At 33.5% G+C, this 18,370-nt stretch carries 16 protein-coding genes, 1 tRNA gene and 1 pseudogene; 6 read left to right on the top strand and 12 right to left on the bottom strand.

Annotated features, from left to right (window positions below):
• Positions 1-22: 22 nt before the first annotated feature.
• From DMA14_RS15590 to DMA14_RS15580, 3 genes are read right to left on the bottom strand one after another with little or no spacing between them, the layout of a single operon-like run.
• Positions 23-3,040 (bottom strand): SusC/RagA family TonB-linked outer membrane protein, encoded by a 3,018-nt coding sequence (locus DMA14_RS15590; protein WP_238989982.1) that lies wholly within the window; start codon positions 3,038-3,040, stop codon positions 23-25.
• A 28-nt stretch (positions 3,041-3,068) separates the two neighbouring features.
• Positions 3,069-4,151 (bottom strand): hypothetical protein, encoded by a 1,083-nt coding sequence (locus tag DMA14_RS15585; RefSeq protein WP_111425522.1) that lies wholly within the window; start codon positions 4,149-4,151, stop codon positions 3,069-3,071.
• A gap of 8 nt (positions 4,152-4,159) precedes the next feature.
• A complete protein-coding gene (locus DMA14_RS15580) occupies positions 4,160-4,681 on the bottom strand; it encodes a DUF5004 domain-containing protein (RefSeq protein WP_111425521.1) in 522 nt (173 codons plus the stop codon).
• 483 nt (positions 4,682-5,164) lie between these two features.
• Between DMA14_RS15580 and DMA14_RS15575 the strand changes: the two genes are divergently transcribed.
• Entirely contained in the window at positions 5,165-6,763 is a 1,599-nt protein-coding gene (locus DMA14_RS15575; RefSeq protein ID WP_111425520.1) for a DUF6377 domain-containing protein, read from the top strand.
• Between the two features lie 220 nt (positions 6,764-6,983).
• Here the strand turns inward: DMA14_RS15575 and DMA14_RS15570 are convergent, their stop codons facing one another.
• The 9 genes from DMA14_RS15570 to DMA14_RS15535 form a co-directional block, all read right to left on the bottom strand.
• A complete protein-coding gene (locus DMA14_RS15570; RefSeq protein WP_111425519.1) occupies positions 6,984-8,207 on the bottom strand; it encodes a sterol desaturase family protein in 1,224 nt (407 codons plus the stop codon).
• A 133-nt stretch (positions 8,208-8,340) separates the two neighbouring features.
• Entirely contained in the window at positions 8,341-9,627 is a 1,287-nt protein-coding gene (locus tag DMA14_RS15565) for a Glu/Leu/Phe/Val family dehydrogenase (protein ID WP_238989981.1), read from the bottom strand.
• Between the two features lie 448 nt (positions 9,628-10,075).
• Positions 10,076-10,930 (bottom strand): EamA family transporter, encoded by an 855-nt coding sequence (locus DMA14_RS15560; RefSeq protein ID WP_111425517.1) that lies wholly within the window; start codon positions 10,928-10,930, stop codon positions 10,076-10,078.
• A gap of 100 nt (positions 10,931-11,030) precedes the next feature.
• Positions 11,031-12,494, bottom strand: coding sequence for a MoxR family ATPase (locus DMA14_RS15555; RefSeq protein WP_111425516.1), 1,464 nt, complete (start codon positions 12,492-12,494; stop codon positions 11,031-11,033).
• Positions 12,495-12,646: 152 nt separating this feature from the next.
• Positions 12,647-13,765: a vWA domain-containing protein gene (locus tag DMA14_RS15550; RefSeq protein ID WP_111366997.1), complete on the bottom strand. Its 1,119-nt coding sequence runs from the start codon at positions 13,763-13,765 to the stop codon at positions 12,647-12,649.
• A 106-nt stretch (positions 13,766-13,871) separates the two neighbouring features.
• Complete coding sequence (locus DMA14_RS15545) at positions 13,872-14,270, bottom strand: YchJ family protein (protein WP_238989980.1); 399 nt, start codon at positions 14,268-14,270, stop codon at positions 13,872-13,874.
• The gene (locus tag DMA14_RS15540) at positions 14,242-14,475 is read right to left on the bottom strand and encodes a hypothetical protein (protein ID WP_111289368.1); all 234 of its coding nucleotides are present in this window, start codon (positions 14,473-14,475) and stop codon (positions 14,242-14,244) included. The genes DMA14_RS15545 and DMA14_RS15540 overlap by 29 nt, the downstream gene beginning before the upstream one ends.
• A 76-nt stretch (positions 14,476-14,551) precedes the next feature.
• Positions 14,552-14,698 (bottom strand): hypothetical protein, encoded by a 147-nt coding sequence (locus DMA14_RS22930; RefSeq protein ID WP_203418311.1) that lies wholly within the window; start codon positions 14,696-14,698, stop codon positions 14,552-14,554.
• Positions 14,698-15,240 carry a hypothetical protein gene (locus tag DMA14_RS15535; protein WP_111425514.1) on the bottom strand — a complete coding sequence of 181 codons (543 nt, stop codon included), beginning with the start codon at positions 15,238-15,240 and terminating at the stop codon, positions 14,698-14,700. The genes DMA14_RS22930 and DMA14_RS15535 overlap by 1 nt, the downstream gene beginning before the upstream one ends.
• A gap of 84 nt (positions 15,241-15,324) precedes the next feature.
• On the opposite strand from DMA14_RS15535, the gene DMA14_RS15530 reads away from it, so the two are divergent.
• The 5 genes and pseudogenes from DMA14_RS15530 to DMA14_RS15510 all read left to right on the top strand — a co-directional run bounded on the left by DMA14_RS15530 (position 15,325) and on the right by DMA14_RS15510 (position 18,302).
• A complete protein-coding gene (locus tag DMA14_RS15530; RefSeq protein ID WP_111425829.1) occupies positions 15,325-15,570 on the top strand; it encodes a hypothetical protein in 246 nt (81 codons plus the stop codon).
• Between the two features lie 371 nt (positions 15,571-15,941).
• Positions 15,942-16,382 (top strand): KTSC domain-containing protein, encoded by a 441-nt coding sequence (locus DMA14_RS15525; protein ID WP_026730047.1) that lies wholly within the window; start codon positions 15,942-15,944, stop codon positions 16,380-16,382.
• Between the two features lie 260 nt (positions 16,383-16,642).
• A complete protein-coding gene (locus tag DMA14_RS15520; RefSeq protein WP_111425513.1) occupies positions 16,643-17,404 on the top strand; it encodes a DUF4369 domain-containing protein in 762 nt (253 codons plus the stop codon).
• Between the two features lie 18 nt (positions 17,405-17,422).
• A pseudogene (locus DMA14_RS15515) lies at positions 17,423-17,809 on the top strand (TlpA family protein disulfide reductase); the annotation flags it as partial.
• Between the two features lie 412 nt (positions 17,810-18,221).
• Positions 18,222-18,302, top strand: a tRNA-Tyr gene (locus DMA14_RS15510).
• Positions 18,303-18,370 lie beyond the last annotated feature (68 nt).

Raw genomic sequence — 18,370 nt, 5'->3', positions numbered from 1 at the left:
TATTTTTTGGTTATCAATTCGCTTAGTTATTCAGCGTAAAATTTAATCCAACAGAAATAGTAGTTGGTCGAGGATAATTGTTGTATCTGTCAATTCCAGGAGCTGCCAAACCAGTTTGATCCATTACTCCAGTCTGGCCAATTCCGTCCTGAGCATTTAAACCAATCTCTGGATCTACACCTTTGTAACCTGTAATTACAAATAAGTTTTCTCCCATTACATACATTCTAACTTTTGATTTTTTGTATTTCAATGGTAAAGTATAACCAAAAGTTAATGTCTGAAGTCTAAAGAAAGAAGCATCTTCTATCCAGTAATCAGAATACTTAGGCGCAGAAGTAATACCGCTGCTTAAGAAAGCATCTGGCACATTATAAGCTGGCAATCTAGTTGGATCATTCAACATCATGTTTGTCGCGTTCAAAGCTTTTTGTCCAAACATTCCGTATCCAGAAAGTCCAAGATCAAAATTTCCATAAGTAAAATTCATTCCGATACCTAAAGTCAAATCTGGCTGAATATTTCCTAAATCTGTTTTATCAGCATCAACCAAAGCGCTTTCGTCAACAACTTGTCCTGCAGCATTGTAATACTGTATTTTCCCTGTAGAATCTAAACCTGCGTTTTTGAATCCCCAGAAAGTTCCAACAGGATATCCTTCCGCAATAATTTGAGAATACTGCCCAGACATACCTGCTAAACCATGAAGAGATCCGCTATAGATAACATCTGTTTTATAAGTTGGGTTAGAAAGCTTTTCGATTTTCTGAACGTTATGTCCAAGAGTCAAATTAGCATTCCAGTTGAATTTATCTCCTCTGATAATATCAGCATTCAAAGTTAACTCTACCCCTTTGTTTGACATTTCTCCAACGTTTGCCAACATTGTTCCCACTAAATATGGTGGCTGAGGCACTTCGTAAGTATATAATAAATCTTTTGTCTTTTTAGAATAATATTCGAATGATCCTGTAATTCTGTTGAAAAGACCAAAATCGAAACCAATATTAACCTGTTCTGTAGACTCCCATTTCAAATCAGGATTTGGGTTCTGTTTTGGAGAATAAGCCAAACTCCAAGTTTTAGTAACTGGATCGTAATAACTGTCATTTCCAACTCCTAAGATAGAAAGTGATTTGTACTCACCAATTCCATCTTGGTTTCCTGTGATCCCCCAACCTACTCTTAATTTTAAGTTGTCTAACCATCCTTTTGAAGATTCCATGAATTCTTCGTTAGAAACTCTCCATGCAGCAGAAGCAGATGGGAAAGTTCCCCATTTATTATTTTCTCCAAAACGGCTAGATCCGTCACGTCTTACAGTTGCTGTCAATAAATATTTGCCATCGTAACCGTAGTTAGCACGAGCGTAAAAAGAAACTAAATTTGATTTTCCTTTGTATGAATACACATCGCTTAAACGATAATTGTAACCAGCTCCTAAATTATTGTAGCTGAAAGCATCTGTTACAAATCCTCCTCTTTGCGCTCCAAAACCTTCATAGATATTTTCAAGATAAGAATAACCAGCCAAAGCGCTGATATTATGCTTGTCAATAACTTTGCTGTAATTCACATAAAGCTCTCCTTGTGCATTTGTATATTCTGCATAAGTTCTTTGTGCAAAACCTCCTTCAGTCTGTCCTTCCATAACCGCATAAGATGGTTTGTAAGTTCCTCCTTTTACAGCATTGTGCTCTAATGAAATATTTGCTGTTGCAGTAAAGTCATTCAAGAATTTCACATCTGTTTTAAAATAACCTAAAAGTCTGTGTCTTTCGTTATCAAAAGTTCTGTTGGTTAAAATCTCAACTGGATTTTGATAAAGGTTTCCTGTTACAACACTAAAATCTCCATTTGCATCGTAAACTGGAATTGTTGGATTTAAGTTGTAAGCTCTTTCAAAAATTCTGTAATCAATTGGGTGCCATTTGTCAATGTTTGCAAATAATCCCATATCAAATTTTACTTCTTTGTTGTCTCCAAGAAATTGATAAGCGCTAACATTTCCGCTTAATCTTTCTAAACCAGATTTTTTAATAACTCCTTCGTTGTTTAAGTACGAAAGTGAAGTTCTAAAACCGCTATCAGCTTTACCAGAATTGATACTTAAAGTATGAGACTGAGAAATAGCTGTTTGCTCGATTGCTTTTTGCCAGTTTGTATTAGCACCATAATCTACTGCATCAGCAACTCCGTTCTGACGAACATAACCTCTCCATTGATTTGCAGATAATAAATCTAAGTTATCATTAACATATCCAACACTAGATAATCCGCTGTACACTACAGAAACTCCTTTTGTTCCAGATTTTGTTGTAATCATGATTACCCCGTTTGCTCCACGAGAACCATAAATTGCTGTTGCCGAAGCATCTTTAAGAACGTCAACCGATTTAATATCTGAAGGCTGAACCACGTTAATATCAACACCAGCAATTCCATCCACAACAATTAGCGGACTGTTACTTGCTGTTAAAGAAGTTCCTCCACGAAGACGAATTGTAGAACCTGCTGCAGGATCTCCAGAAGGACGAATAATATTCAATCCCGCTACTTTTCCTTGCAAAACCTGTTCTGTAGAAGAAATAGTTCCTTTTACTAAATCATCTGCTCCAACTGTCGAAATTGCTCCAGTTAAATCTGATTTTTTCACTTTTCCGTAACCTACAGAAACTACTTGAACTTCTGCTAATGTATATCCATCATTTTGCAGACGCACCTCAACATTAGAAGTACTTCCCGTAATTTGGATTTTTTGTGTGGTTGATCCGATAAACGAAACTTCGATTGCACCTCCTACGGCTACCTGAAGGCTAAATTTACCATCAAAATCTGTTGTAGTTCCGTTTTTTGTTCCTACTTCAATGATAGAAGCTCCCGGCAATACCGTACCCGTATTGTCATAAACGGTTCCTGAGATTTGTTTTTTCGTCTGCGCGAAAGTACTAGCAGAAAGAAAAAGCATAAAAATCATCAATACCGCTCCCTTAGCAGTCCACATTTGATGCAGGACGCTTTTTGTATTTTTACTATTCATTAGAATTGGTGTTTTAATTTAATAGTGATTATTTATCTAAAGTTTTAAGCGGAATCGTCGTATCCGAAATCGTTTTGTCTTTATTGTCTTTTACCAAAACATGGATTTCGCTTAAACTTGGAATTCCGTTTAACTCTGAAACTAAATTGACAAAACCTTTAATTTCTGCAGTTCCTCCAGTAAATTCACCCGAAATTGTTTTTGGTCCAGCTGTGATAGTGTAGATTAATTTGTTTACGCCTGCTTCGTTATTTTTTCTTGACATTCCAAGAAAATCTTTTTGGCTGATTTGCGAAGGAAAGAAAGCAAAACTTGGTGGCGGTGGCGGAACAAATTCTCCTGCGTAAATAACCTGATCTCCCGAATTTGCTGTCCAATTCTCTGCTACCATCAGAAAATTTATCTTTTCCATCACAAAATCATCTGGAGCATTGAAGTACTGCTTAGGAATAAAATCCATTTTATAAAAACCATTCCCTAGGTCTTTCAATTTTGTTTTTGCGGCAATTTCTGGTTTTGCGGCTTCATACATTTGTTGAATAGCCCAGTCATTCATACCACCATGCATATGTACACTTGGAGTACCAGCGAATGCAGGATTAAGATTTGCATTAAAAATAATACTTACCGGCTTGTCAATTAATGGTTTTGACGGATATGATCTAAATAATTCACCTGAAGTATAAAAAGATGAAAAATCAGTATAAGGCACGTTGGCAACATCACTTTGTTTAGATCCATTTTTGTTTTTCAGACGAAACCAGAATCCATCACTCTTAGCAATTTGATCTGGAGTCTTAGAAAAATAAACTGTCGGAGTTAAAGTAAAACTCCAGATTCTGTTTCCTTCGTATTTCAGTTTTGCAAAGTCAGAAGAGTTTTCCCAGTGTCCAGCATCTGGTTCAGATGGAGACCAGATCCAGATGTATAAATCTTCTGTTTCAGCAAATGTCGATGCCGACATATCAAAATACCAAGTAACTTGTTCATCATATTTGTAAATAACAGGAAATGATGATATTGGCCCTACAGCTCCAGCGGCTTCTTGTGCCTGAATAAAATTAGGAGCCATCAACAAGGCAAGTAAAATTGTATATATAAACTTTTTCATATTACTTTTTAATTAATAGCATTTAATTTAAATACGTAAGACACGAAAGCAACACCGCCAGAAGAATGCACCAATTGAATCTGCATTTCTTTGTTTTTACCTGGAACTGAAGCCAGTACCAATTCATCTGTTTTTTGCGTTTTTTGCGCATCGCTGTACAAATAGATTTTTGTTCCAATACCGTTGGTCTGCTGAAATTCTGAGCTTAATGCCCAATACCCTTTTGGAGCAAATAAAGGAGGGACATCTCCGGTTACTTCATAACTTGTTGGATTGTTCTTTTCATCTACGTTAAATTTGATTTTAAAATCTTCGTAGTTAAAATAAGTACTCAAGTTGTCTTCGTTTGGTTCGATATTATTTGCTTTCGCAACTTCATCAACCATTTTCAGATTTGTTAATCCCCAATTTCCATTTACTTTTTCATAAAGGGTAATCGGTTCTACGTAGCTTCCGTCATCTGTGTTATCGCATCCGATTGCAAAAAAACACATCATAAAAGCTAGCCAATAAAGACTTTTACATTTCATAAATTTTTGGTTTTTGTTAGTTTGTTATCCCCTTCAAAAGGATACAGCGAAACTAGCCGTTAAATAAATCCAAAAAAAAAAATCTGATAAAAATCAAGATGAAATTCAAATAATAAAAAACATAACTTACTAATTATAAGATATTTACATTTTTATGTTTTAGTAAAAAATCAAGACGCTGTTTAGATGAAAAATAGCTATTTTTAAATGGTAAAAATGACAATATGAAAAATAATAAGTATATTTTTTTCACTATGCATATATATAAGTTCTTTTTATTGTATAATTGCAAATAATTTACCTGTTTTTAACATTTACAGCTTATTTTCACTCTGAAAATCCCCTTCAAAGGCTATATATTAAACATTTTTTAAGATTCTTGAAAAACAGGCTTAGCTTAATCTCAAACTTATTCTTAATTTTAAAACGAATTAACTAATCATATCTATCAACCGACCTTTTTTCCCTAAACCAAAACAAATCATGCAAAGAATATTGATGCTGCTTTTCTTCCTAGGCGGTTTTTCTCTTACTGCGAAAGAGACAAATCCTTATTTAGAAGAATTAGATCAGGTGCTCTTAAAAAAAGAGGTTTACCTGAACCAGAAATATCGAAAAATTCAATCTTTAAAGAAAAACATATCAAAGTTTACCCTTAGTCAGAATAATGAAGAATTGTATAATTGCTATATGTCATTGTTTGATGAATACAAATCTTTTAAATATGATTCCGCTTATTATTATTTAGATGAAGCAAAAATCAAGGCAAAAGTTTTGAAAAACCCAAAATATTTAGCCAAAAGCCGAATAAAAGAAGGTTTTGTTCTGCTTTCTTCTGGGCTTTTTAAAGAAGCAATTGATACTTTAAATGTGGTTGATGAAAGCAAATTAGATATCAAAAATAAATTTGAGTACTATAGCATCAAAGCACGTGCTTATTATGATTTGGCCGATTATAGCAGTGATCAGCGTTTTAATATTCATTATGTACAGCAGGGAAATCATTTTCTCAAAAAAGCTTTAGAATTAATTGGAACAAATACTAATGAGTATTGGGCAGCAGAAAGTTTGAAACGCCTGAAACAGCAAGATTGGCGTGGCGCCGAATTTGCATTTAGTTACTGGATAAACAACTACAATCTGCCTCCCGATTATTATGGAATAGCCACTTCGAGTCTCGGTTATATTTATTCAGAAAGAGGTTATACAAAAAAAGCTATTCAATACTTGGCTCTTGCCGCAATTGCTGATGTTAAAAATGCGACCAAAGAGACCGTTGCACTTCGAAATTTAGCCAATGAACTTTTTAAAATGGGTTATTTGGATAAGGCAAACGAGTATATCAATATCGCGATGGATGATGCAACATTTTATAATGCGAGACATCGAAAAATTGAGATTTCGTCGATTCTACCAATTATAGAAAAAGCACAGCTTAATAATGTAAAGGATAAGAATGATAAACTGGAAAAGATTATTATTCTCTTGACGATTCTTACAATTATCATTTTCGTTTTTCTGGGCATCATTTTCAAGCAATTAAAAGAGAAAAATAAAGCGAGAAAGATTATGGCCGATTCTTATTTGCAATTGCAGGAAATGAATGTGAGTTTAAGTGAAGCCAATGCAATCAAAGAAGAATACATTACTTATTTTATCAAAGCAACTTCGGCTTTCATTAATAAAATAGATCACATTCAAAAAAGTACGCTGCATAAAATCATCACCAAAAAAACCGATGAAGTTATTGCGAGTTTAAAGCGTTATAATGTAAAGGAAGAACGCGAAAATCTGTTTCATCAGTTTGACGAAATCTTCTTGAAATTGTTTCCGACTTTCGTAACCGATTTCAATAAATTATTTCCAAACGATCATAAATGCATTGTCAAAAAAGGCGAGCTTTTAAATACAGAATTGCGAATTTTTGCTTTGTACAGATTAGGGATTCAAGACAGCAGTCAAATGGCAGAATTTCTGGAACTTTCTGTAGCTACCATTTATACGTATAAAACTAGAATTAAAAGCAAATCTGACTTTAAAGATACTTTTGAGCAGAAGATTATGGAGATAAAGACAATTTAAAGTTGCTAAGGTTCTGAGATGCTAAGGTTCTAAGTTTTTTTGCTACGTGCAAACGATAAATAGTATCACAGCTCCGGAGGAGCGGCATATTTATAGAATGCAATTCAAACGACCATCAAAAAAGCCCCAGCGGGGTGACATATATTTATGTCACCCCGCTGGGGCTTTTCTACATCTGCAAATATCTTTTCTATAAATATTCTGTCCCTCTGGGACTATCTTATTCTGTTGTTTCTAATTGCAAAATGGTATTCTGATAAATCGCACTCAATGAAAACAATTGCTCCGCAAAAATCATAACTGCAATCGGAACAAAGAAAAATGCGATTAAATCTTCTTCATATAAAAAGTAAGTCGAAATCATCGCCAAGCGAGCATATTCAAGATAATAAATCCATTTGCGCTGTTCTAATAAAGCACCGCAATTGATTAAAGTGATGATTACTAAAGAAAGTACAAACATTTTATCATACAATTCTAAATAATCAAAATAATAGGTAAAAACAGTTAAAATAAGTGTGCAGATTCCTAATTGTATATAAAGGTAATTTTTAAATCGAAGCCTTTGGTTTGGAGCCGCTTTATCTTGCAGAAAACGTTTTTCGAGAATCGGACGAATATCCTGATCCATATCGGCTGGACTTCCAAAAACAGCGTTCCATCTCCCTTTGAATCCGCTCGAACGTTTCCATAATTCGTAGATTTCAAAATAATAATGAAAATGCTGCCACAAGAAACTATAGCTTTTTAGCGGATGCGTTAATCCGTATTTAGGCTTTTCTTCTTCGGTTTGGAAAGTCCCAAAAAGGCGATCCCAAAACGTAAACATATCACCGTAATTTTTGTCCAAATACTTTTCGTCGGAAGCATGATGAACACCGTGAACAGAAGGTGTTACAAAAACATATTCCAGCCATTTTATTTTACCGATAAGCTGTGTATGCGTAAAGAAAGAATATGCGCCATGAACAATAAGCATGGTAATTACCATACTCGGATGAAAACCAATTAATGGCAAAATACACCAAAATCCTGTTCTAATAATGGCTTGAAATGTCGTAATTCTAGCTGCCGCTGTAAAATTAAACTCCTCACTATGATGATGTACAATATGCGCTGCCCAGAAAAAATTAACTTCATGTCCTAACCGATGATACCAATACCAGACAAAATCAGTTGCAAGAATTAATGCAATCCAAACTAAGACATTACTCGGAATCTCAAATATTCTATAATCATCATAAATTAAATAATACAGCTGGTAAAAACTCGCCGCAACAAATAAGTTAATCAAACGCTCTGCAATTCCGATGGAGATATTGGAAACAGAACTTTCATAGTTAAAAATTTCAGGCTTTTTTCTACGTTGAGCAAGCTTATATTCTAAAAACAAAAAAAGAAAAAAGGCCGGCATAGCAAATGCTAGAAAATTGATGTTTTTCATTTTGTATGATACTTTTCGATTCTAAAAATTATAATTACTAGTTCAAACGAAAAAGACACTTCCGTCAATTACGTTTTTAGCAGACAAAAAACGTAATCAACGAAAATGATCTTTTACGAAGTAAACCTGATTTTTAATTCTGCTTAAATAAAGGAGCTTCCAGCGCCACTTCCTTAACCGATTGTGTTTCGGCTACTTTCTTTAAAGCAATAATATAAGCAGCAATACGAGGCGTTACATTGTGTTTTACTGCCACTCTAAAAACAGTTTCAAAACCTTTCTCTAATATATCCTCCAGACGTTTATTAATCTGGCTGATTCTCCAAGACTCCAAAAGCGAATTCTGAAGCCATTCGAAATAAGAAACGGTAACACCGCCTGCATTGGCTAAAATATCAGGAACAACTAATATATTTTTATCATGCAGAATCTGATCTGCATCTGAAGCAACTGGTCCATTGGCACCTTCAACAATAATTCTGGCTTTAATATCACCTGCATTTTTCTGAGTAATCACATCTTCTTTTGCAGCAGGAATTAAAACATCAACATCTAAAAGCAATAAATCTTCATGTTTAATGGCAACTGAATTTGGATATCCTTTTATGGTTTTGTTATTCAGATTGTAATATAAAATCAGCTCTGGAATATTAATCCCGTTCGGATTGTAAAATGCTTCCGAAACATCACTTACTGCTACAATTTTCACTCCTTTTTCATGCAGAAATAATGCAGAATGCAATCCAACGTTTCCAAATCCTTGAATTGCTGCAGTAGCTCTTGCAGGTCTAATTTTTAATTTCTCAAGTGCCAAAAGTGTAATAATACTTACGCCTCTTCCTGTTGCCTCTACTCTGCCTAGAGATCCGCCAGAATGAAGATGTTTTCCTGTAACAACTGCGTGAATTGGTCTTCCGTGAAGAATTGAAAACTCATCCATCAGCCAGCCCATTTCGTCTGGGCCTGTTCCCATGTCTGGTGCTGGGACATCTTTTTCTGGTCCAAAAATATCAGACAAAGCTTTGGTGTAAGCTCTTGTAATTTTTTCTAATTCTGTTTTAGAATGGTTTCTCGGATCGCAAATAATGCCGCCTTTTGCTCCACCAAACGGAATTCCAGTTACAGCAGATTTCCAGGTCATCCAGGCGGCAAGTGCTTTTACTTCGTCCAGATTTACAGCAGTATCGTAACGAATTCCGCCTTTTGAAGGTCCTAAAGCCGTGTTGTGAATTACACGGTATCCTTCAAAGTTCTGAACGTTTCCATTATCTAAAGTAATAGAAAAATTTACCGTAATTTGTTTTTCTGGACGCTGCAATTTTTGTTTAATAGAATCATCTAATTTTAAAATATCTGCAGCGATATTAAAGCGATCAATCATCGATTGAAACGGATTATGTTTTATAATTTCTGAGCTCATACTATATAGTTTTAGGTTTGGGTTATTTTTTATGTTTATCAATCTTCTCTCTGAAGATCGTGCCTATTTTATGCTGTCATTAGTTGCAACACGGAATCTTGATTAAGCAGCGACGCATCAAAATTTTCATATTTCTATTGGTTCTCATATCTTGATTTTTTAATGATTCAAAAAAAAGCCTTTCATGGTGCAATGAAAGGCTAAAAAAAAAAAATAACTAACAAGTACTTTCTCTATTAACGCCATTTCAAAACGTGATTCATCATACAGCACATCGCAAAGCTGCATGGAAAAGACGTTCTTATATTTTGACTATAGTTTTTCATTGTTGAGACAAAGCTACAAAAATATATTTATAAACTCTATAGAACTAGTAGAGTTAATTTAAAAGATTTTTAATTTACTTACAAAAACAACTGTAAACTAAAGGGTTACAAACTAAAAAAAATTATTGCAATTGCGATAAAAATATGAAAACAACCGCTATAAGAGCCAAGAACAGTCCTAAAATATTGATTTTAGATAGTTTTTCCTTGAAGAAAAAAGCTCCAATAAGTGTTCCTAAAATAATTACTCCCATATTCATTCCCGCAAAAACAGTTGATGGATTTTCTGCAAATGCTTTATGAGCTTTTAAGTAGAATAATATATTTCCGAAGTTGAAAATTCCAACCAATATTCCGAATGGGATGCTTTTTAAAACAAAATTTTCTTTCGCTATAAAAAGTTTATACAGCACTATTAAAATAGAAACGGCAAAAGCAATTAGAAAAACGAAAAATAAAGATGTTGTATAAGGAACAACTATATATAAAGCAATTTTCTTAAAAAGAATATCTATAATTCCAAAACCAAGTAAAACTGTTGCAGGATAAATCCATTTGTTTTCTGCGTTGTCTGATGGCTTTTTTAAGATGAATAAAAGTGCCGCAAAACCAACTAAAACTCCTATAACTTTATAAGTATTAAATCCTTCATTAAACAATAGCCAAGCCGCCAAAATAGGAATAAACAATGATAATCTTTGTGCTGCATCTGTTTTTGCAATTCCCATATATTTTATCGAAAGTGCTAGAAACAGAAATAATATTGGAAGTAAAATTCCAACAGAAGTGTATATTTCTAATGGCGCATTTAGGTCTAATGCATTTAGATCTGGCGCAAAAGTAAAGTAACAAAGCGTAATCGCAGCGATGTAATTAAACGAAATAATTTGTGATGGATTAGCATTATATTTTCTAGAAATTTTGAATATAACACCTACAATAACGCTGCAAAGAATACTTAATATAAGGAATAACATAAATTTATTTTTGGATTGTAAAAGTAAACTATTCAAAACAAAAAGGTCCAACCGGTTTTGAAAAACCGATTAGACCAGATCATTTTTTAATATATTGTTTTTAGAACTTGCTAATATAACTTCCGTAAATATCTCTAAACTGATTTCCTTTTGCAAAACGGTCTTTACTCAGTTTTTTATATTCAACCAATCCCCAAAGAATGAATTCTTTCATAAAATACACATCTTCTTTTGTCAGTTGAGGCTGATATTTTTTTAATAAATCGTCTAATGGTGCCACTTCATCTAAAATGCTTTTGTATTCTTTGTCTGAAGCATCGTCTAATAATTCGAAACCGCTTTCCGCGAAAAACCATTCCACAATATCAGAATATGGCGTTTTTTCGTCTGGTTTTTCCAATTTTTCGATTTTAGGGAAATATTCAGGGAATAAAGTTCTAATCGCGGAACCAATTAAACTTTCAGCAACAACATTAGCTCCCTCCTGCTCTCCTTCGTAAACCAATTCTACTTTTCCTGTAATGGCTGGAATAATTCCGATAAAATCAGATAAGCGTAAAGTTGTTTTATCGACACCAGAAATCAAAGCGCGACGCTCAGCTGTACTAATTAAATTTTCAAACGCCGTAATACTCATTCTCGCGCTCACACCGCTTTTATTATCGATGTATTCGCTTTCACGAGCTTCAAAACTAATTTGCTCTAAAATATCTCTAGCCAAACTCGGAACATAAACAACATCTGTCTGATTTTGATCTAATTTAGATTCTTGTTCTGTAATCGTTCTGGCAATTTCAATGCTTTCTGGATAATGTGTCAGGATCTGAGAACCAATTCTATCTTTTAAAGGCGTTACAATGCTTCCTCTGTTGGTATAATCTTCAGGATTTGCTGTAAAAACAAACTGCATATCTAGAGGCATTCTCAATTTAAAACCTCTAATCTGAATGTCTCCTTCTTGCAAAATATTGAATAATGCTACTTGAATTCTAGCTTGTAAATCGGGTAATTCGTTGATTACAAAAATACAGCGATTCGCTCTCGGAATCATTCCAAAGTGAATTACTCTGTCGTCTGCATAAGACAATTTTAAATTTGCGGCTTTAATTGGGTCAACATCACCAATTAAATCGGCAACTGTTACATCTGGAGTTGCCAATTTTTCGAAGAAACGTTCGCTCCTGTGCAACCACGAAATTGGCGTTTCATTTCCTTTTTCTGCTATCAAATCCTTAGCAAAACGAGAAATCGGATTTAAAGGATCGTCATTAATCTCTGAACCTTCTACAAAAGGAATATATTCATCCAATAATTCGACCATTTTACGCGCCAAACGCGTTTTCGCCTGTCCGCGAAGTCCCAACAAATTGATATTATGACGAGATAAAATTGCTCTTTCTAATTCAGGAATAACAGTATTTTCAAATCCGTGGACACCTTCAAAAACAGGTTTTCCCGATTTGATTTTTTCGCGAAGATTATTTCGCAATTCATCTTTAATGCTTGTACTTTTATATCCAGCGGCTTTTAATTGACCTAATGTCTTTATAGTATTTATTTCCATTGTATTGAAACATATATTTTGTTATTGTTTTGTTTTAAAGAAATGAGCATTGTTTCATTCCTTTGTGTTAGACGCACTGCAGTGCGTCTCTACGATATGCGTTGTGTTGATAAAACCTTTGCTCCTTTGTTCCTCAGAACCTTTGCACCTATTTATTTAATCCTCTTCTTCCTATTCGCTTCATAATCCTCAAAAATCATTTCACCCAAACCTTTAATTCCGGTATAAAATGCTTTTCCTTGATTCGCCTCAGTAAACTGATTCACAAAACGCTGTAAATATGGATCTCTGGCAATCATAAAAGTCGTAATTGGAATATGGAGCTTTCTTGCCTGCTGCGCTTGAGTATAGCATTTATCTACAATGTATTCATCCAAACCATTACTATTCATATAATAAGAACCATCACGTTCGCGAACGCAACTTGGTTTTCCGTCGGTAATCATGAAAATTTGTTTGTTGGTATTTCGCTTTCTACGCAAAATATCCATCGCCAATTGTAAACCTGCAACCGTATTGGTATGATACGGTCCAACTTGCAAATATGGTAAATCCTTGATCGGAATTGTCCAAGCATCATTTCCAAAAACTAATATATCTAACGTATCTTTTGGGTATCTTGTTGTGATTAATTCTGCCAAAGCCATTGCTACTTTTTTAGCTGGAGTAATTCGGTCTTCGCCATACAAAATCATGCTATGACTGATGTCGATCATTAGAACGGTACTCATTTGAGCTTTATACTGAGCATCTTCTACAATCAAATCGTTTTCAGTTAGCATAAAACTTTCGACACCATTATTAACCTGAGCGTTTCGAAGACTTTCAGTCAAAGAAATTCTTTCTAAGCTGTCGCCAAAGTTATATTCGCGGAATTCTCCTGTGTGTTCATCACCGCTCCCTGCGTATTTTGTTTTATGATTTCCGTTTCCAGACTTTTTCAAATTTCCAAAAATCTGATCTAAAGCTTGCTGTCTAATAGCTCTTTCAGTTTTTGCCGTAATCCCAAAACCAGAACTTCCATCGCCTTTTACTTCATCTTTTATATACCCTTTTTTCTTAAGGTCTTCAATAAAATCGTCAATAGTATAATTTTCGTCGGTAAGTTTATATTCTTTGTCCAGTTCCCGAAGCCAGTTTATTGCTTCATCAAAATCACCCGAAGTATGGGTGATTAACTCTTTAAAAATCGTAAAAAGTTTGTCAAACGGAGACTGAAAAGGAGCTTCGTAAGTCTTAAAATAAAAGCCTTTTTTAAATTCGTTTTTCATAAATCTAAAATTACATCTTTTTGGAATTATGAAAAACGAATCGTTTATTAATTTTTAGTTAAAATATTTAACCAAAAATCTCAACTAACAGTGTTAGATATAATAATTATTCAAACTTTCCGTCCAAATAATACCAAGCACCATTTTCGAATTTAAAAGTAGAAAATTCATAATGCACTTGTAGTTTATCATCTGAATCTAAAAAATAAGCTTTGAATTCTACTGTGTCTTCTGAGAAACTCAAAATTTCCAATTTCTGCCATTTATTGGAGACTGCCCATCTCAAAATTTCAGGTTTTGAATAGTATTTTCTTTCAGAAACATGAGTTGTTTCCATAAGATAATTAGCATTGTGAGTTGCATAAGCCGAATACCTAGATCGCATTAAAGCCAATGCTGAAGGTGCTTTTTGATTACCATTTAAATACAATTCACAGCAATTTTCAAAAAGCAATCCTGTATCGCAGAAACATTTTTTATTCTCCATCGACTGGTTCTTCTCCATTAATTTTTACATGAAGCTGATTTAGTAAAACCTGGTAACGAGTGATTTCTCTCACTTCTTCGTCTTCTTCAGCAAAATCAATCATTTCGTCTAGCGTTTCGCTTACTTCCAATAATTTATTGTTTGCTTCTCTATCGTTTTTCGCAGCAATCAAATCAATGATTTCCTGTACGTTTGCTTTTAGTGTTTCGAATTTGCTATTCATTATTTTTTTGTTTCAGGTTTCAAGTTTCAGGTTTGCTGTGCTAACTTGTAACATGAAACCTGAAACTTGTAACTATTTATTCTTCGTTTTTACTTTCGTTGTACTTCTTTACTATTTCTTTGAGTTTTTCTTTTCTTGCAATTTCGGCTTGTTTAGCTTTTGCCTGAGCTTTGTGCAATTTATCGTTATGTTTCTTGATGTTCTTTTCGTTATTACGTCCCATTACACTTCTCTTTTAATTTGTTCTAACGTTTTTTCAGTAAAAATCAATTCATTAATGATCTGTTTTCGCAAATCATCAATGTCTTCATAATCAAAATGTTTTGCCCAATTAGTCAGCTGCTGTAAATTTCTAATCTGTTTTAATCTTTTTGTGGTTTCAGCACTTGTTCTTAAAACCGCTTTTCCGTTATACTCAGGATTATTTTTATGTTGATAATTGGCTATGTTTTTTTCGAAATCGGCTTCTATATAATACAGTTTATCAGTTGCATTGTCTGGATAAAATTCTGTCCATTTTGCAAAACCAATTTTAGTCTTCGATTCTGTCTCAGGATCACGAGCAATCAATCGCCATTTACTATTGGCCAGTCTTCCCCAATGATTAGAAACACGATACATTCCTTCTTCTGTATAATAATAACTACTTCCTGCTTTGCTTTCAAATTGCTTTTTTAATCCTTTAATGGCTTCTGGAAGTACTTCATTAAAAGCGCAAAACGTGTTTTTAAAAGAATTAGGATGTGGTTTAAAATTTTTCTGCATGTGCAAATATACTCAGATTACGGCGAACTCCCTAAAACAAACCTAAATTGCTTACCTTTGTACTTTAATTCAAAACAAAAAATCATGTCTATAGATTCAGAACAAAAAATGCCACAAAAAGGAGTTTTTACCGGCATTATCGAAAAAGATGAAAATAATAATTATTTCTGTGGCGAATATCTTTTAGACTACAAAATGGTTCAAGCCAAATTTGAGGTTGGAGATTGGATTACTATAAAATCTGTTATTGAAAACCCAAGCGACATGAGTTACGATAAATATCCTAAAAAATCAAGAAACTTCGATAAAGCGAATCATAAGCCGGAATAGGTTTATTTTGTTTCAAGTTTCAAGTTTCAAGTTTTTGTTGAAACGGTTAAGTTTTACCTCAAAGGACGCTAAGTTTATTTTTACTTGAAGTTATACATTGAGAATATTTAAGTTCGCAAAGCTTTGTGCTGACATAGCTTTGCGAACTTTTCATTTTAATGAATCTCAAAAAAATCTTTGTGCTCTTTGCGTAAACCTTTGTGTACTTTGCGTTAAAACTCTCAGTTAACGTTTTAATAAACTAACTTTCCTGAATATTTTTTACATCAAAACTGAAAAGTTAAAAAAAAGTGTACCTTTGCAAAAAATTTGTCGATTTGAACTAAAACAAAACGATTTCAAACTAATAGACAAGTAGTTACCTTTTATTTATGAAAAAAATAGTTGAATACCGCAAGTTACTAAACGTAGAAAAAACTGCAGAGTTAAAAGATTTAAAGACAATTTATCGTAATGCGATGAAAGAATCTCATCCTGATAAATTTGTGGGAAATGAAGCTGGTTTAAAAGAAGCAGAAGAAAAAAGTAAAACGATTATCGAAGCTTACCACTTTTTAGTAAGTATTCACCCTGATACTATCAAACTTAATTTACCTGAGTACACAGAAACAATTACAACTTGTTCTATTACAGATTTTAAATTTGTTGAAGGTCGTTTAATTATTGACTTTTCTAACGGAAGTGTTTACGAATACATCAGCGTTCCTAAAGCAACTTACGTAAAAATGGTAAATGCTGATTCTCCAGCGAGATTTGCAAAAAGACATATCTTAAATGCTTTTACTTGGAGAAAGAAAACAAACCAAGAATAGTTTTTAGATTACAATATTACAGAAAGCACTCTTTTTATAGAGTGCTTTTTTTATACATTATTATTATAAAAATCCTATCTTCACATTAGAAACAAAAATCAAATAAGAGTTTTAAATCAAATAAAAGCAACAAACCCCTTGATTTTAGGACGATTAGAACAAAAAAAACTATAACAAAATTTTAGGTTACAAAATTCTATATGTTTTATAATTTTAGATACTTTTGTTGCACAAATCAATTAACTAATTAATTTTTTATAATGAAAAAAATACTTTTTGTACTTACAGCTTCTGCAGCTATAATTTCTTGCAGTAAAGTTAAAGATGGAGAATACCTTATTACTGGTACTGCTACAGGGATTGAAAATGGAAAAACGATTATCTTACAAGGTCAGGATCCTGCTACAAGAATGCCAGTTTCTCTTGATACAGTAAAAGTTGAAAACGGAAAATTTGAAATAAAAGGAAAAGTTACTGAACCAGCTTTCCACACATTAATATTACAAGGTGCTAATGGACCTATCCCATTCATCTTAGAAACTGGAGAAATTAAAGTTGCTATTGATAAAGATAGTATCCATAAATCTAAAATCTCTGGAACTTACAACAATGATGAGTATGTGACTTTCATGGAAGATATGAACAAAACTCAAAAAAGCTTAATTGATTTCCAGAAAAAGAACAACGATAAAATGAAACAAGCTCAACAAGCTCAAGATACAGCAACTATCAATGGCTTGATGAAACAATACATGGAAATTCAAAAAGAAGTTCAAGAAGGAAGCAAAAAGAAATATTTAGCTTACGCTGAAAATCACCCAAAATCTTTCATTACAGCTTTAATTATTCAAAGTTTATTGAATGACCCAACAGCTGATATGAAAAAATTAGAAGGTCTTTACAACGGTTTGGATGAGTCTTTAAAAAACACTGCTCCAGGTAAAGAAATCAAAACTAGATTTGGTCAAGCAAAAATGCCATCTGTTGGTGCTACAGCTCCAGCGGTAGGCAGCGCTAAATGAAGAGCAGATTTTTCGGCTCCTAATCCAGAGGGAAAAGTAGTTTCGCTTAAAGAAAGCTTAGGTAAAGTTACTATTGTAGATTTCTGGGCTTCTTGGTGCGGACCATGCAGACAAGAAAATCCTCATATAGTGGCTCTTTACAAAGAATTTCACTCAAAAGGATTAAACATTGTAGGAGTATCTTTAGACAAAGATGCGACGAAATGGAAAGAAGCTATTGCAAAAGATGGCTTAACTTGGACGCAAGTTTCTAATCTGAAATTTTGGGACGAGCCAATTGCAAGACAATACAACGTTGAATCTATTCCAGCAACTTTTATCCTTGACGCATCAGGAAAAGTAGTTGCACAAGATTTAAGAGGTGATGAACTGAAAGCAAAAATCAAAGAATTGCTAGCTAAATAATATACCTTGATATAATTTTATAAAAAATCTCCTTAGTGGAGATTTTTTTGTTTTACGGCATATCACAAACTTAAAAATAGAAATTCATCAAAAAAGAAATAAAAGTTCGGCTTATCGCATAGTTTCTTTTTTCTTCAATATTTCGCTCAAAGCATCAACAAACACAATGGCTGAAGAGTTTATGAAAGATTAAGCCTTAAGAAAAGATTTTTATATCACGTAATCCTAATCCTACTTTAAAAAATAAACTAAAAAAAAGAATATTTCAGCGAATTTTATTCTATTCAATTCCAATGAATTAAAAAATAACTTTAAAACAACTTAAAATTAAGTCATTTTTTTATTTGGAAATGTAGAAAGAGTTCCTATCTTTGCCACCGCTTAGAACAACTAAGCACAACGCTAGAGAGTCGGGGAGATACTCAAGCGGCCAACGAGGGCAGACTGTAAATCTGCTGTGAAAACTTCGCAGGTTCGAATCCTGCTCTCCCCACGGAAGTCCTAATCTTTGATTAGGACTTTTTTATGCTCTAAACTGAGAAATAAAAAAACTGTTAATCT

The sequence above is a fragment of the Flavobacterium sharifuzzamanii genome, from assembly GCF_003254585.1.
In the GTDB taxonomy this organism is placed as follows: Bacteria; Bacteroidota; Bacteroidia; order Flavobacteriales; family Flavobacteriaceae; genus Flavobacterium; species Flavobacterium sharifuzzamanii.
The sequence above is the reverse complement of the archived record's forward strand: the minus strand, read 5'-3'. Positions and strand labels throughout refer to the sequence as shown.

Bases quoted from the DNA above. Each gene is read 5' to 3' on its own strand.
- DMA14_RS15590 (WP_238989982.1), bottom strand. From the start codon at position 3,040: ATGAATAGTAAAAATACAAAAAGCGTCCTGCATCAAATGTGGACTGCT.
- DMA14_RS15585 (WP_111425522.1), bottom strand. From the start codon at position 4,151: ATGAAAAAGTTTATATATACAATTTTACTTGCCTTGTTGATGGCTCCT.
- DMA14_RS15580 (WP_111425521.1), bottom strand. From the start codon at position 4,681: ATGAAATGTAAAAGTCTTTATTGGCTAGCTTTTATGATGTGTTTTTTT.
- DMA14_RS15575 (WP_111425520.1), top strand. From the start codon at position 5,165: ATGCAAAGAATATTGATGCTGCTTTTCTTCCTAGGCGGTTTTTCTCTT.
- DMA14_RS15570 (WP_111425519.1), bottom strand. From the start codon at position 8,207: ATGAAAAACATCAATTTTCTAGCATTTGCTATGCCGGCCTTTTTTCTT.
- DMA14_RS15565 (WP_238989981.1), bottom strand. From the start codon at position 9,627: ATGAGCTCAGAAATTATAAAACATAATCCGTTTCAATCGATGATTGAT.
- DMA14_RS15560 (WP_111425517.1), bottom strand. From the start codon at position 10,930: ATGTTATTCCTTATATTAAGTATTCTTTGCAGCGTTATTGTAGGTGTT.
- DMA14_RS15555 (WP_111425516.1), bottom strand. From the start codon at position 12,494: ATGGAAATAAATACTATAAAGACATTAGGTCAATTAAAAGCCGCTGGA.
- DMA14_RS15550 (WP_111366997.1), bottom strand. From the start codon at position 13,765: ATGAAAAACGAATTTAAAAAAGGCTTTTATTTTAAGACTTACGAAGCT.
- DMA14_RS15545 (WP_238989980.1), bottom strand. From the start codon at position 14,270: ATGGAGAAGAACCAGTCGATGGAGAATAAAAAATGTTTCTGCGATACA.
- DMA14_RS15540 (WP_111289368.1), bottom strand. From the start codon at position 14,475: ATGAATAGCAAATTCGAAACACTAAAAGCAAACGTACAGGAAATCATT.
- DMA14_RS22930 (WP_203418311.1), bottom strand. From the start codon at position 14,698: ATGGGACGTAATAACGAAAAGAACATCAAGAAACATAACGATAAATTG.
- DMA14_RS15535 (WP_111425514.1), bottom strand. From the start codon at position 15,240: ATGCAGAAAAATTTTAAACCACATCCTAATTCTTTTAAAAACACGTTT.
- DMA14_RS15530 (WP_111425829.1), top strand. From the start codon at position 15,325: ATGTCTATAGATTCAGAACAAAAAATGCCACAAAAAGGAGTTTTTACC.
- DMA14_RS15525 (WP_026730047.1), top strand. From the start codon at position 15,942: ATGAAAAAAATAGTTGAATACCGCAAGTTACTAAACGTAGAAAAAACT.
- DMA14_RS15520 (WP_111425513.1), top strand. From the start codon at position 16,643: ATGAAAAAAATACTTTTTGTACTTACAGCTTCTGCAGCTATAATTTCT.